Annotated in this window: 10 protein-coding genes; 4 read left to right on the top strand and 6 right to left on the bottom strand. The window is 39.7% G+C overall.

Annotated features, from left to right (window positions below; genetic code table 11):
* Nucleotide 1: 1 nt before the first annotated feature.
* Complete coding sequence (locus RCC89_03710) at nucleotides 2-2,062, bottom strand: histidine kinase (protein WMJ72274.1); 2,061 nt, start codon at nucleotides 2,060-2,062, stop codon at nucleotides 2-4.
* 412 nt (nucleotides 2,063-2,474) lie between these two features.
* A complete protein-coding gene (locus RCC89_03705) occupies nucleotides 2,475-2,972 on the bottom strand; it encodes a hypothetical protein (protein ID WMJ72273.1) in 498 nt (165 codons plus the stop codon).
* Between the two features lie 106 nt (nucleotides 2,973-3,078).
* On the opposite strand from RCC89_03705, the gene prfA reads away from it, so the two are divergent.
* Genes prfA through RCC89_03685 form a run of 4 tightly spaced genes read left to right on the top strand, consistent with a single transcriptional unit; the run spans nucleotide 3,079 to nucleotide 6,382 of the window.
* Complete coding sequence (prfA, locus tag RCC89_03700) at nucleotides 3,079-4,149, top strand: peptide chain release factor 1 (GenBank protein ID WMJ72272.1); 1,071 nt, start codon at nucleotides 3,079-3,081, stop codon at nucleotides 4,147-4,149.
* A gap of 25 nt (nucleotides 4,150-4,174) precedes the next feature.
* The gene (locus tag RCC89_03695) at nucleotides 4,175-5,563 is read left to right on the top strand and encodes a choice-of-anchor Q domain-containing protein (protein WMJ72271.1); all 1,389 of its coding nucleotides are present in this window, start codon (nucleotides 4,175-4,177) and stop codon (nucleotides 5,561-5,563) included.
* Between the two features lie 41 nt (nucleotides 5,564-5,604).
* Nucleotides 5,605-6,027, top strand: a complete 423-nt coding sequence (locus RCC89_03690; protein ID WMJ72270.1) for a secondary thiamine-phosphate synthase enzyme YjbQ — start codon at nucleotides 5,605-5,607, stop codon at nucleotides 6,025-6,027.
* 13 nt (nucleotides 6,028-6,040) lie between these two features.
* The gene (locus RCC89_03685) at nucleotides 6,041-6,382 is read left to right on the top strand and encodes a carboxypeptidase regulatory-like domain-containing protein (protein WMJ72269.1); all 342 of its coding nucleotides are present in this window, start codon (nucleotides 6,041-6,043) and stop codon (nucleotides 6,380-6,382) included.
* 556 nt (nucleotides 6,383-6,938) lie between these two features.
* On the opposite strand, the gene RCC89_03680 is transcribed toward RCC89_03685, so the two are convergent.
* The 4 genes from RCC89_03680 to RCC89_03665 form a co-directional block, all read right to left on the bottom strand.
* Nucleotides 6,939-7,616, bottom strand: a complete 678-nt coding sequence (locus RCC89_03680) for a hypothetical protein (protein ID WMJ72268.1) — start codon at nucleotides 7,614-7,616, stop codon at nucleotides 6,939-6,941.
* Nucleotides 7,617-7,804: 188 nt separating this feature from the next.
* Nucleotides 7,805-9,388, bottom strand: a complete 1,584-nt coding sequence (locus tag RCC89_03675; protein ID WMJ72267.1) for a transporter substrate-binding domain-containing protein — start codon at nucleotides 9,386-9,388, stop codon at nucleotides 7,805-7,807.
* A gap of 155 nt (nucleotides 9,389-9,543) precedes the next feature.
* Nucleotides 9,544-12,561 (bottom strand): T9SS type A sorting domain-containing protein, encoded by a 3,018-nt coding sequence (locus RCC89_03670; GenBank protein WMJ72266.1) that lies wholly within the window; start codon nucleotides 12,559-12,561, stop codon nucleotides 9,544-9,546.
* A gap of 341 nt (nucleotides 12,562-12,902) precedes the next feature.
* Entirely contained in the window at nucleotides 12,903-15,299 is a 2,397-nt protein-coding gene (locus tag RCC89_03665) for a T9SS type A sorting domain-containing protein (protein ID WMJ72265.1), read from the bottom strand.
* Between the last annotated feature and the right edge of the window lie 222 nt (nucleotides 15,300-15,521).

Below are 15,521 nucleotides of genomic sequence, written 5' to 3'. Positions count from 1 at the left end.
ACTATTCGTGTATCAACTGGCTCTCCTCATTTTCAACTACTTGAAGAGGAACTTCAACCTTTACAACGGTACCTTTATTAATTTCGGATTGAATATAAAAAGATCCGTTCATTAAACGGGCTCTTTCTTTCATATTTTTAATGCCATTACTGATTTTTGCTTTATTATCGGCATATTCTTTCATGTCAAAACCCTTTCCGTCGTCCTTGATAATCATCATAACAAAATCTGAGCCATTGACCACTTCAAGTTCGGCATTCTTTGCTTCGGCATACTTAATCGAATTGTTCAATGCTTCCTGAGCTATTCGATAGAGACCTACTTTTACATCAAAATCAAGATTGCCGCTGGTTTCGTCTACCAAATAATTAAACTGTAAGTTCATATTGGTAAGCCTTTTAATATTGCTGCACAACTGGTTCAAGCCGGCTTCAAGGCCAAAATCCAACAATACCCCAGGCATTACATTATTAGAAATCCTCCTAACTTCCTCAATGGTATCATTCAGCAGTTTCTTTAGCTCATCTTTAGCCTCTCCGCTTTCTTCTAATGCTGCAATACGAAACTTGATGGCAACCAACATCTGCCCCAACCCATCATGTATCTCTCTGGCAAAGCGGCGCCTTTCATTCTCCTGCCCTTCTATTAGAGCTGCTGACCTCTGACGGCTAAGTTTCTTTTCCTGTTCCTTTAGCTTTTTCAGGCTGTCCCTCATGGTAAGAAGCGATTGGCCTAAAACATCTTCATCGCTTAAAGGTACATACTCAGCATCTAGGTCGTTGTTACCTATACGGCTAGCAAAATCTGATGTTCTTTTAATTCCCTCAGAAAGCTTGTTGACGGCTTTGGTCATTTCACCGATTTCATCATTATAAACAGAGTCAGGCATGTCATTGGGAAGTATACCTTTTGCCAGCTTTTCAATAACCCCTCTCAAAACCAGAATAGGATGAGTCAGGTTATTGGCTATCATTAAAGTAAACCAGATAATAAGCACAATAATGGCTACACTTACATAAATAAAATATTTACGTATGCTTAGTACAGGCTGCATAGCCTCTTCCATGTCGATTTCAGAAATAATGACCCAGTCAAGTCCATTCAAATCAAGCCGTCGCCAAACACTCAACACTTCCACGCCTCTGTAGTCATCTAAAATGTGCTCCCCCTCCACACCGCTAAAGGCACTTTTTACAGCATGGGTGTTAACTGTAATGTGCAGGGGCGGTTTAGATGGAGAAAACCGAGACGCCGACCGCATGCGCATATCCCTACCCACTATATAAGATTCTCCCGATGTACCCATTCCGGTACGCTCGAATAATATCTCAGAAACTTTATCAAAGCTCTTATGTAAAAGTACCGTTCCTAAATAAGCGCCTGTTTCAGACTTGAAAGGAAAAGCAATGGCCAGTTCTGTCTCACTTTGATTGCCATACATACTGGCATCAAATCGGGTAGTTTTCAAGTGTGCTTCTTCAAAGAAATGTTTCACGGCCTTATCCTCTGAATTTAAAAGCGTATCAAGAACAGACTCCTTCTCTCCTAGTGGATTAACGGCCTTTCCTTCTTTAGAAACAATTCTAATATCATCATAATCAAAGGATTTGAGAAGTTTCTTGATGTTCCTTTGCTGTTTATCTGTGCTTAAAGCATTAGTTTCTGACAGATGATCGCCTTCTATAAAATAAAAAAATGCTTCTTTCATAGAGGAGTCATTCATCATTAGCGAGAGCTGATTACGCCTGGTGAAGAAGAAATCATCAATTCTGGACTTTTTCAACATATTGATAGACGAAAGCTGGTTCAAAGTCTTTTCTACCACAGCATTACGAAAAGCAATATAGAATAAAGAGCCAATAATGACCACTGTAACCAAACCTATCAACAGGTAGGAGATAAACAGTCTCTGGGAAATAGTTAAATTCTTAATAAAAGACATTGATGACTTAAGAAATCCATATTTGCAATAAAACAAAAAATCCTGAACTTTAAACCTGAAATATGCAATAGATCTTACTATTGCGTAGCAAAATAACTTCAAATCAATCGCTTCGCTCACATTTGTGTCTTAACCATAGCGCTGCTATGCTTTGCGACCCAAAAGTGCTGATTTATTGTTATTTTGCTCCTCATGACAAAATCTATCGCATAACCCAGGTTAAGCAAAGAAAAACAGACAAAAGTACCACAGAATGTAAATTTAATCTATATTTAATGTGCTTGACTTTTCAGGACAAAAGGATTTTGATACAATTTTGATGTATCCTTTGTATAGTACATGAAATAGAGCAAAATAATTTCATTGCCTCTCCTTTTTCCCAAAAGCTACTATTTAAATATAAAAGCTTTCCACACTATAGGGAAAAGGCAATAAAAATCAGGGGCAATACGATTTTATCCTAAAATGGCTAAGTCAAAAAACGAATTGCCACAGATGGCAACTCACCGCAAAAGCTAAGCAAAAACTTAATTTAGTGTTTTAAATACCCTTTTTTGATAATACTTGGCTTATCCATTTCTATAAAAAGTACCTTGGCAGTGCTGTCATTGCTCACTGGGGCAGAGTAAAGATATCCTACATCTTTATTTTTTTGCAAATTAGCACTTAACTCAAGGTTATTTTCTATATTATATTCGTAAGCATCCATCACCTGCGTTTCGACCTCAGAAAGCGTTTGGTCTGCATGATCAAAAGGGGTTATGGTTTTTAATTTGATTCCTCCCGAACTGGTAAGGTCAGTAATAAACGTCAAGGAATCTTCCGAAGTTTGAAACTTAAACAAAGTGTCAGCGATAGACCTTCCTAAAGTATTTGCCAAATCTTGGAATTCAGCATCTGTAAGTCGAACAATTTTCCTTTCGTTTACTGCCTGTTTTACAGAGGACTTATCAATATCTTGACCGTCTTCACAACTAAATAGCGAAAAGAGCATGGCAATAGCCATAGCAGAAAAAGTCAATTTTTTCATAACCTTCATTTGTATCAGAACCACAAATTTATAAGATTTATTGTCAGTCTGAAAAAAAAACTATTTAGGGAATTACTATCTTTGTACTTGTGTTTTACAGAGGATTATGCTTGATAAATTAAAAGAAATAGAAAAACGGTTTAAAGAAGTCTCAGAACTTATTGTTTCACCTGATGCTGTTTCAGACATGAAACGGTACTCAGCTTTGAACAAAGAGTATAAAGATCTCGACAAAATCGTCAATGAGTACAACCGGTATAAAAATATTCTGGGGAATATTGAAAATGCAAAAAAAATCCTATCTACTGAAAAAGACCCAGAGTTCCGGGAGCTTGCCAAAGAAGAGCTTGATAATTTTTCGGAAGAAAAAGAAGAACTTGAGACAAAGCTCAAAGAAATGCTTATACCTAAGGATCCGAATGACAGCAAAAATGTTATTCTGGAAATTCGAGGAGGTGCTGGTGGCGATGAAGCAGCCATATTTGCCGGAGATCTTTTCAGAATGTACCAAAGGTTTGCTGAAAAGCAGGGCTGGCGCTTGGAGTTGATCGATTTTACAGAAGGAACTTCTGGCGGATATAAGGAAATAATTGCCAATGTATCTGGGGAAGATGTTTATGGCAAAATGAAGTTTGAATCAGGCGTACACAGGGTTCAGCGTGTTCCTGCTACAGAAACCCAAGGAAGGGTGCATACATCTGCCGCTTCTGTGGCAGTGCTGCCAGAAATGGAAGATGTGGATGTAGAGATCAACATGAATGATATACGTAAAGACACCTTCTGCTCTTCAGGCCCCGGAGGACAGTCTGTAAATACTACTTATTCAGCCATCCGCCTTACACACATCCCATCAGGAATGGTAGTACAGTGCCAGGACGAGAAGTCTCAGATAAAGAACTTTGACAAAGCCTTAAAGGTGCTTCGTTCCAGACTGTATGAAATTGAACTCCAAAAGCACAATGACCAAGTTGGAGCCCAGCGTAAGCTAATGGTTGGTTCGGGAGACCGCTCAGACAAAATAAGAACCTATAATTATCCTCAAGGAAGGGTTACAGATCACCGCATTGGATATACTGTATACAACCTTCCTAACGTTATGGATGGAGATGTCGGCGATTTTGTCGATCAACTGAGAATAGCTGAGAATGCAGAAAAACTAAAAGAAGGGGGGCAATAAGCCTCCTTTCTTGTAACATATTACTATGCCGAGAATTGCATTTAGAGTTTTTGTTATATTACTGGCCGCTTATTTGTGCTATGCTTGTAAATCCCGCGAAGACAGGATTACTACAGATCAAAGTGCGCGCCTGGAGTTCTCCGGCGATACCATTCTTTTTGATACCATTTTCACTTCCATAGGCAGTACTACCAGAAGATTGGTTGTCTATAACCCCAATGACAATGCTGTAGTTATTGGCAGTGTGCGCTTAGGCGGCTTAGCTTCTTCGGAATATCAGTTGATTATTAATGGAAAGGAAAGTGTGCATGAGAATAATTTGGAACTAAGGGGCAAAGACAGCCTCTTTGTACTGGTAAAGGTAAACATCAACCCGCAGGACAAAGATTTGCCCTACCTAGTCAAAGATTCGGTTATGTTTACGACAAACAATAACCAACAAAGGGTAATGCTGGTAGCATACGGACAAGATGCCAACTTTATCCATAATAAAACTTTATCCTGCAATACCGTATGGGACAGCCAAAAACCTTATGTAATTTCTGGACATGCTACTGTGCCACAAGGCTGTAATTTAACTTTAAAACCCGGAGTACAAGTTCTATTTGGCGATGGCGCATATTTAAAGGTAAAAGGATCGCTCAAATCTGAAGGCAAAGTTGACGATAGGGTCATTTTCTCTTCCGACCGCCTAGAATATCGGATGCGCAACCAGCCGGGGCTGTGGAAAGGAATTACTTTCACCTCTAGCAGTTCTGGAAATAGGCTTGAAGCTACCGAGGTGCGAAATGCCCAAACTGGTTTGCTGTTAGAGAACTCTATGGCCCCTTCTACACCGGTAGTTTCAATTAAACAGTCGGTAGTAGAAAACATGTCCCGATCTGGCGTAGAAGCTGTCAACTCTAACGTTTATATGGAAAATACCCTCATTAATAACTGTGCCAACTACGCTTTTGTGGCTTCAGGTGGAGGGAAAAGCAAGATTGTCCATAGCACGCTAGCTAATTATTCTTATAATTTCTTCAGAAACAACAGCACCGTCGGATTTTACAATACACGTCTAAAACCTGACGGGGGTAGGCTGAAAAACCCTATAGAGGCCGAAATTATCAATTCAATTATCTGGGGAGACAGAAGTGAAGAATTGGTCAAAAACCAATCCGCTGATTATCCGTTTAATGTGGACATACGCCACTCGCTTATAAAAAGTGAAAGCATGTCTGAAGGTGACGGTAACATAATCAATGAAGAGCCTGAATTTAAAAACCCTAAAGACAGAAACTTTAAACTACAGGAAGGCTCTCCTGCCAAAGGTGCTGGCAAAAACACAGGCATTACTACTGACCTTGTAGGAAACTCTAGAAAACCTACACCGGACATGGGCGCATTTGAGTATTATCCGGCAGAAGACTGAGCGGTTTTGAATGTAAATATGAAATAGTATCTTTAAAGATTATGAGGGTAATTCAAGAAACATTTACACTTCCAGCTTTTCAGAGAGGCTTTCATCTGGTTACTGAAAAAATCACTAGGGCTATACCAGAATTAAGTACCATAAAAAAAGGCGTGGCCCATATTTTCATTCATCACACCTCCGCGGGGCTGACCATCAATGAGAATGCAGACCCCACAGTCCGATCGGATTTTGAAAGCCATTTTAACAAAATGGTTCCTGAAAATGCGCCTTACTATAAACATACTTTAGAAGGCCCTGACGATATGCCCGCCCATATCAAATCTTCTTTGTTGGGCAGTTCGGTATCAGTACCTGTTACCAATGGAAGCTTCAACATGGGCACTTGGCAGGGAGTATATCTGTGCGAGCACCGAGATCATGCTTCAGGAAGAACGATAACTATTACGATTACAGGTGAATAAAATTCAATAGCTTATGAAAAAATTACTTTTAGTATCTGTTTTGGCTGTTTTAATGATGAGCTTTCAAATCTTTCCAATCTCCTTAAAAATTACCATTAGGGATGAATTGGGGAATCTCACAGAAGGAGCAACAGTTACCTTATATAAAACAGAAGAAGACTATATCAATAAAGAAAACCCTGTGGGCAGTGCAGAGCTTACCAACCAGAAAGGAATTGCAAGTTTTAAGAACTTAGAGCCCGCTCCTTATTTTATTTATGCAGAAAAAGGTGAGATGAACAACATAGAAAGAGGAGTCCAAACTGACACGCTTCAAAAAGGAAGAGTTAATAAAGCAACCATAATTATAGATTGATAGACACCTGCAAGGGGGAAACCCCTTGCAGGTAATACCTAAACCTTCTACAATTACTATTTCTAGCGCCAGAGCGATGACCAATACAGCGGTTTTTTAGAATAACAACCCTTGCCGGACCCGTTCCGGTATCTGTTGAGGTTTGGCAGAAGAGTGGTATATTTCATATCGCCACCTTCGGGGCTTCTTTAGTAATGTAATTTGATCCTATAATCATATCGCCCCTTTCTGGGGCTTTAAGTATCTTAAACCTGTCACCCCGAGGAATATCGGTAGAAATCATAACCTTATACCAATGAGCCCCACTCGGGGCGAAACCATTTCAAGGGTTCCATATTCCTCTTAGCGATATGCATAAACAACAGAAGAAAAGTAGTTTTTTAAATAGACCTTTTTACGGATACTGCTACTTACAAACAGCCCCCGCAACAAGTGCGGGGAGAGAGCTAAAAGGTTTTATTTTGTACTTTATTTTACCTCATGCAAAACTATTAAGGGCCATCCCCAAAAGCAACAATTGCTACGTTATTTAAAGCCCTATTGCATATTTCAAGGTTTAATCTTCTACAATTACAGCTTCCTCATCTATTGTATTAGGGTCATGGCCAGTGCCAATAATATGCTCATAAGCGGCATAAGTAGCACATAAAGTTACAGGTATGGAAATCAACAACCCGATACCAAAGGCAATGGCACCTAATATATTTATCAAAACCAACAATAGGGCAAAAGCAAAGAAGCTAAACCATTGCTTGGTAATTAACTTGCGAGAATTCTCTAAAGCAGGCCAAAAGTCCATTTTGCCAAAAACCACGAATGGCGTACCCAATAAATAGGCAATCAGCAAGTAAACTCCTGGCAGAACAAGTAAAACAAGTCCTATCAATATCAGCAAGCCACCTATCAGATTTACCATAGCCAATGGTACGAAGTTTTTAAATCCATTAAAAAAATCTGAAAAAGTATAAGTCTCATTATACTGTATTTTTCTAGAAACAATATAGAAGCCGGCAAGTAATGGTCCCTGAAGAATAGCGCTAAGTAAAAACCCTATCCCCGGTATACTGTCCAAAACAATATTGACCAAGAGCACTATCACCATATACCCTACAAACCCACCAAAGTTTTGCTTAAAAATCCCCCAACCTTGCTTTATGTAATCAGAGGGCGTTACGTCATAACCATTGGCGATTAGCCTATCCGTTTTTTCTTGCGAATATCCGTAAGTTTCCATTTAATAGCCTTTTGTGATAAAAACATATTAACCTATAACCGGCACAGTTGTTTACAGACGCTTCTTCACTTAATGTTTGGCAAAATGCTATGCAACAAAAGCAAAGTCATCGCTGCATAACGACCATCCAGCTAAACACAACGGGAGCTAACACCTTCATTAACATGCATTACTAGCAATCCCACCGCTTAGCTGTTTGGTAGAGCAACCTCTTCCTGCAATAAATTCTGATAATGGTTATACCTATTCAATATAGACTTTACATAATTAAAAGGCTCTGACCCTCTACAATATCCATATTTTACAACAGGATCATTAGAATATTTTGGTTTGGACTTGTTCAATACAAAGTATGCGACATTGTCATCCCAAACGTCTGGTTGTTTCTTGTATTTTTTAGCTAGACGGACTGCATCAGCCACATGGGCCTGACCTACATTATAAGAGGCCAAGATAAACTTCAACCTTTCGTCAGGGTCTTCTACTTTATTGCTCCAATAGTTGTCAAGCCACTTTAAATACTTAGCACCGGCTGCAATGGCTTGTTCTGGATCAAAGGGATCGTGTGCCCCAAACTCTTTGGCAGTCGCAGGCATAAGCTGCATCAGACCAGAAGCACCTGCCCAAGACCTGGCCTTAGGATCAAACCGGGACTCTTGATAAATTAATGAGGCCAGCAGCCGCCAGTCCCAACCAATTTCAGTCGCATGTTTTTGGATAATAGTGTCGTAAGGAGACAAGTTCTTGCCACAGGTCATTTCCCTACTACATTTTATTTGTTGGTCTAAGCCCTTCTTAAGTTTAAAATATTTGTTATAAATCACATAATAAAAAGGCTTATTCTTCATTCTTAACACCCAATCATTAACTGCTTCCAATAGCTCAGGAGAATTTTTCCTGACGGCCCAAGCTTGCTTTTGCGAGAAGCTTATAGGCGTAGAAATATCCAAGTCTGCATAATATGACTGGTTGAGCATAGCGATGTTTTCGTCTGCTATGGTATATTCAATCTCCCCCTCGGCTACAGCCTGAATCAGGTCCTCGACCCCTGTGTTGGTATCTTCTTCTATAATATTGATATTACTGCCTATTTCATTGGACAGGTTTCTAAGCCTCATTACGTATGGAGAGCTTTTAATGACATGTACATCCTTATTTCCCAAATCCAAAAGATCTTTGATCAGCACCTTGTTGACCTCGGAAGCTGTCATCTGCCTCCAATTTTTAGGCTTCTTCTGCACCAACACCTGACGAGAAGTATTATGGTGGTGGGTAAATTCTATATAAGGTCGTTTGTTTTTGGTTACGAGAAGGTTTGAAGCAATTATATCCCCCTCACCCTTTCGTAGCATCTCAAACATCTTATCTTTGCTGTCTACTACTTTTATATTCAGTTTTACACCTAAATGATCAGCAAGGTTTTTTAGAAGGTCATACTCATATCCCATAGGAGTTCCTTTGTATAAAAAATATCCCGTATGGGAATATCCTGTAAGTGCTATTATTTCCCCCCTTTCCTTAATATCAGCAAGATCTATTGTGCTTTCTTCTTTTATTTCATAAACCAAGTCAAAAAGTGTATTATTTTCTTCCGACTCCTCTTCTATTTCCAATGTTCCGCTTTCTAAGGCCTCCTCTTTTTCAACTGGTGCAGTCTTAGCTTTTGGCATAAGTCTTTGACCATGTATCTCTACGTTTCTTTCACACGAAACAGTAACAAAAAGCATTGGCAGCAGAACAGCCATGATCCATCTTCTGTCAATCTTCCACATAGGCTTGTTAGTCTGTTGCTCTAACAATATAACCTACCATTTTTAAAGAATGTTAAGGTATTAGCCATAAAAATAGTGACAAAAATCACCCAGGCTAAACCTGAAAACTAAAAAAAGCAGCCTACAAAAGAGGCTGCTTCAAAAAGATCATTTTTTTACTTTTTAATTATTTTTGTGGTATAGCTTTTCTCCTCGTTTGCAATATTGACGATATAAACCCCAGGAGGCAATTGGCTTACGTGGAGGTCGCTTTTGCCAGAATAAATTGTTTCGGTATATACTACACGCCCTTCAATACCTGTAATGGTAACCAAAGCCTCTCCGGTAACATCTGCCTCTATACTTAAACGGTCTACTACAGGATTAGGAAATGCTTTTACTTCCCCATTGGTCAAAGCATTGGCTACATTGGTTATAGTATATTGGTAAGGGTTAGAAGTAGCCTCACAATTTCCTTGAGAAATTAGCTGAACAGTATACTCGCCTTCCACTTCTACTGTCAACTTTCTGTTTGTCTCACCTTCAAGCAGCTCTCCGTCTCTAAACCATTGATAATCCAATGCCTCAGGGGCTTTAAGCACATTCCCTACAGCCGTTATCTCTACATTATCCAAAGGCGCTACAAACACAAGATCGCGTACTTTTACAATATCCGGACAATGCTCGAGAATGATCTCTAATGTGTAAACCCCTGTCTGAGCAGCACTAATTGCATGTACTCGTTCGCCAATGTCCCTTAAATGCTCCCCATTTCTATACCAACGGTAGGTTGCTCCTTTAATACTGTGCAGATATAGCGTAAAGCGTTCTCCCTCACATAAAAAGTATTGTCCATTTACAGGTTCAATCATATCTCCCTCTCTGTTCCTTACTTGATAGTCAACTGTTTCCTCAGTAGCGGAAAAATATGTAATCATTAACCTTTCACTTTCTACTTCTAAATCACCGTTAGTAGCTGATATAAATATTTCTACATCCTCGTTTGGCCTGGTAGGCCAAAAAGGAACATTTATCCTATTATCATTCAGTTCAGCAGGATGCCCAAGTGGAATTGTTCTTTCTTCTGTAACCATAAAAGCCCTAAAGGTTGTCCCTTCAGGGAAGTCCCCTAAAGTCTCAAACTCTATATAGTCCGGTGCGTCATCCCGGCATAATATATCTTCTACACCAGGGATATTTACGTTAACTATTTGCGGTTCTTCTTCAATAGTGTGTTTAATAATGAATAACCCATTTGTCTGTACGCTATCCTCACAAATAACATCCATGTCTCTATTTGAACCTCTGGCATAAAGCCTATAGGTTCCTTCGTCAAGATCGCTGAGAGTAAACTGCATAGGTGTATCAGACATAAACATCCAATCTGTTACACTTTCCTCATTTTCGATATGTACAATTTTGTAAAAAGTTCCATAGCTGTAATTCTGAGGAATCATAAACTCAATCGTTTCTCCTGGCTCAATATTAATTTCTCCATCCGGAAAAATTTCTTTATCAGCCGCCACAGGAGTTACAACATCTAAAGGTAAAGAAGCGCCCGTAACTAGCCCAGCGCTTTCAGGGTCAGGATAGGTAATAACTATAGAATAACTTGCCGCAGTTGGTAGGTTTTCAGGTAAAGTGACAGGCACAACCGTTCCCATACCAGCTTCTTCTACAGGGATTGTGGCCAAAACCTCATGGCCCCCAAATGTTTGTCCTAGAAACTCAATGGTTAAAATGGTTTCATCATCTAATACCCCTTGATAATCAAAACTTAATTCTAACTCCTCCCCTGGGGTATAGCACAACACACCATCATCTAGCCCTGATAAGTTAAGGTTATAAATATTTGCAGGCTCTGAATATGATACCGTAAAACTACCGTCTAGCTTCACGCTATCTTGGCAAGTGGTAGTCCCGTCATAAGTTCTAGCCCTTGCGAAAAGCTGATAAGTACCTTCTTCAGGGTCATCGATATATATAAACCTAGGTGTGTCATGCATACGCAACCATTCAGTGGCACTAGTTTCTGTCTCTAAATGCACCACCAGATATTCCATGAAAATCTGAGAAGGATTTTGAGAAGCTGTATACTCAGGTATAAGAGCGGTAAGTCTCTCACCCGGCAAAATTTCTGAAGGGCCACTTAAACCTGTTGATGTATTTATTTCAGGAAAAATGTGCATGCGTTTAGGGAAGCTTTGTATCCGTTCGTTTCCTACATGCGCTTCTATATAAATAGCTTCATTTCTAAACACGTAATTGTCCAAAAAAGATACTGGGGTAGTGAGGTTGTCAGTCCCTTCTACCCTTCCTATTTCATATGGCATACTTAGCGTACCAATATATGCCACAAATATTGTACTATCCGGAAAATCTCCTTCTATATCAAATGTCATGACAGGATCTGGGTGATCTGACAGGCATAGTACATTATCTTCAGCTCCTTCTATATTCACGTTTATGATTTTTAACCTTGGGTCAATATCAGCGTGGTCAAGTACAAATTGACCATCTACCTGCATACTGTCCTGACATAAAGTTCCATCTGAGGCACGGGCACGGGCAAATAACTGATAAGTCCCTTCTTGGGCATCGGGTATTTCAAAAGGTAAACGGACATTATCTATAGTCATCCAATCCGACACACTGGTCTCTGTTTCGATATGAACGATCTTATACTGCATAAACCGCTGTGAGGGGTTCATATTATCTCTATAAGTAGGTATAGTACCGGTAAGCGTTTCTCCAGGAGCAATGGTTTTTGCATCTGGGTTTAACCCTGTATTTGTATTAATTTCAGGGATAATATCATGATGTATGAAATCACTGGCAACAAGACTACCATCAATTTGTGTTGACACCCTGATTCGCGCATTGTTGTAAACTATATCCTCCGGAAATGTTAGTGGGATAGAAAGGTTTTCTGTTCCTTGGCTTTCGCCCAAAGTTACAGACTGCATCTGAACGGGAAACAGCTCTACTGTAAATTCTACATCTTCTGGAAAGTCTCCCTCCAAATCGAACTCAATATGAAGATCATCATGATCTATGAGGCAAATAACTTTGTCTACATCAGGAATCCTGACATTCACGATTGATTGAGCCGTAACAAAAAATGGCAGCAAAAGCATACACGAAAGCAATACAGCCTTCAAGATTTTACTGGGCACTTGTATAAGTTTCTTCATAAGAGTAAATTTTTAAATGTTGTAAGTCTTAGAAAGTAAATAGAAAAGACCAGTTGCCTGGGAAGCATGCTACGTGATTCTTATATCAGCGAAAGTTAGACGTGAGCTAGCCTAACTAAAACTCCAACTGAAAAACAACAACTTTGTTATTTATATTAATACATTAATAATCAATTCGTAAAACCAAGTACAGCTATTAAAAAGTAGAAAAAAAGGAGGGGTACATCCCTTAAGAAATACAGATGTGGCAGTTTTTGATAGAGCAAGGTTAATATTTTGCTTCAAAAAAAACGCACAGCCGTTAGAGACTGTGCGTTTGCAATAAATATAATTGTTATTGTTTACTGTTTAATAATTTTAAAAGTATATGACTCGCCGGAACTGGTAATATTCACCAGATAAACCCCAGCACTCAACAGACTTACATCCAGTTCAATATTAGTACTGCCAATAATGGTCTCTGAGTGAACCACCTGACCTTCCATGCCTGTTACTGTAATCAATGCTTCTTCCGAAATGTCAGCTTCTATATGCAGGCGATCACTTACCGGGTTAGGGTATGCGCTTACCTTTCCACCGGCCAAGGCATTGCCCACACTAGTTACCGTGTATCGGTAAGGCTCTGAGGTAGCTTCACATCCACCTTGTGTGATCAGCTCTACAGTATAAGAGCCTTCTACTTCGGCGGTATGAGTTCTTTCTGTTTCACCTTCCAATGGCTCACCATCTCTAAACCATTGGTAATTTAAAGCTTCAGGAGCTTTAAGCACATTTCCTACGGCTGTGATTTCTACATTATCAAGAGGCTCTACAAACACAAGATTGCGTTCTTTAACTATATCAGGACAATGCTCGAGAATGATCTTTAAGGTATACACACCAGACTGGTCAACGCTGATGGCATGTACCCGTTCGCCAATGTCCCTTAAATGCTCCCCGTTCCTATACCAACGGTAAGTTGCCCCCTTTATACTGTGCAGATATAGCGTAAAGCGTTCTCCCTCACATAAAAAGTATTGTCCATTTACAGGTTCAATCACATCTCCCCCTCTGTTCCTTACTTGGTAGTCGACTGTTTCCTCAGTAGCGGAAAAATATGTAATCATTAACCTTTCACTTTCTACTTCTAAATCACCGTTAGTAGCTGATATAAATATTTCTACATCCTCGTTTGGCCTGGTAGGCCAAAAAGGAACATTTATCCTATTGGCATTCAGTTCAGCAGGATGCCCAAGTGGAATTGTTCTTTCTTCTGTAACCATAAAAGCCCTAAAGGTTGTCCCTTCGGGAAAGTCCCCTAAAGTCTCAAACTCTATATAGTCCGGTGCGTCATCCCGACATAATATATCTTCCACACCCGGTATGTTCACATTGATAATTTGTGGTTCTTCTTCAATGGCATGCTCAATAATGAAATAAGCATCAGAACGGACACTGTCTTCGCAAACCACACTTGTATCACCTGATGCACCCATCACATAAAGTCGATAAGTTCCTTCTGCCGGCCCTTCTAACCTAAACTGTAAAGGTGTATCAAACATACGCACCCATCCATCTGTGGCACTTTCCTCTGTTTCTTCATGAACCAAATTGAAAAAATATCCATCGTTACTGTTTAGAAAGATAACCCCTTCCACTACTTCGTCACTTTCTATTTCCGTCAGCCCTTCTGGCGACATTCCAATATCGTCAAGATCTATCGGTGTAATTAGGTCAAACAATAGGCCATCACTAACCACTGTATGGTCACCATGCTCATTACTAAAGGTATACCTTACATTCACAGCATACTCCGCAGCTCCAACCATATTTTCAGGGAAAGAAATATCTATAGAGCTGATCCCTTCTTCAGCCTCAGCGTTTCCTACTATTGCAGTTCCTCCATAGGTAACACCACTAAAATCAACCCGTAGTTGGGCGTCTTCCGGAAGCTCTCCTTCTACGTCAAACTGTACTTCATAATCCTTTTCAGGGTCAAAGCAAATGGTGTTGTCTTCCAAGCCCGGAATATGCAGGTTGGTAATTTCCGCAGGGGCTCTGCTAATCATAAAGCTACCATCGGTTTCGACGCTGTCTTGACATACCTGACCTGTATTTTCTCCTACACCACGACCATACAGGTTGTAAGTTCCCGGCTCTGGATCTTCTAAACGAAATGTCGCAGTACCTTCTGCCAATTGCCAACCCGAAACACTATTTCCGGTTTCTTCATGAACCAGATTGAAATAATTACCATCAACGCCAGGTTGACGACTAACGCTTACAGGGATAGTCTGACCTTTGCGTACCACCACTTCTCCGTCACGGTTAAGCGTAATGGAAGGGTCTACCTCCGTTACCAAATCAAAGTATAGATATTCCCCAGCGGCAATTGTTTGCTCAGGATCCAACACTTGTGCAACAACGTAAAAAAGTGCGTTTTCGCTCCTAATTGACTGCTCTGTCCATGAAACAGGAATAGAGGTTGCCTCTTTTCCTGCAACTTGCCCAAGTTCCACAAAACCGTCCAACCCTAAAAAAACTGCCCGAAGCGTAAAAACTACATCTTCAGGAAAGTCACCTTCGGTCTCAAACTGAAACTCTTCGGGTTTTTCCTCTGACAGACAAATGACTTCATCAATTCCTGGAAAGCCAACATTAATAATCTTTGGCTCTTCACCGTTTTGTGCATAAGAATAACTTATGCTAATGGCCATAAAAAATGCCACTGCTACTGAATAGTGTAATCGTATATTCATGAGAACGCATTTATGTTGAAAAATATTTACCTATTAAAAAGTAATAGAAAAAGCTAAAAAAAGTTTAACCGGCCTAGGGGTTTACCAGCAATCTTAATTATAAAGTCACCTATTAACCAATCCATTAATCTAAGGCTTTAAAGCTTTAAACCCGGATTATGCTTAAAACATATTGCTATAAAAAAATTAAACACATACTACACATTTCCAGTTAAGCTTACA

It is taken from the genome of Cytophagaceae bacterium ABcell3 (genome assembly GCA_030913385.1).
In the GTDB taxonomy this organism is placed as follows: domain Bacteria; phylum Bacteroidota; class Bacteroidia; order Cytophagales; family Cytophagaceae; genus ABcell3.
Note: the sequence above shows the minus strand (reverse complement) of the source record. Positions and strands in the feature narration are given on the sequence as shown.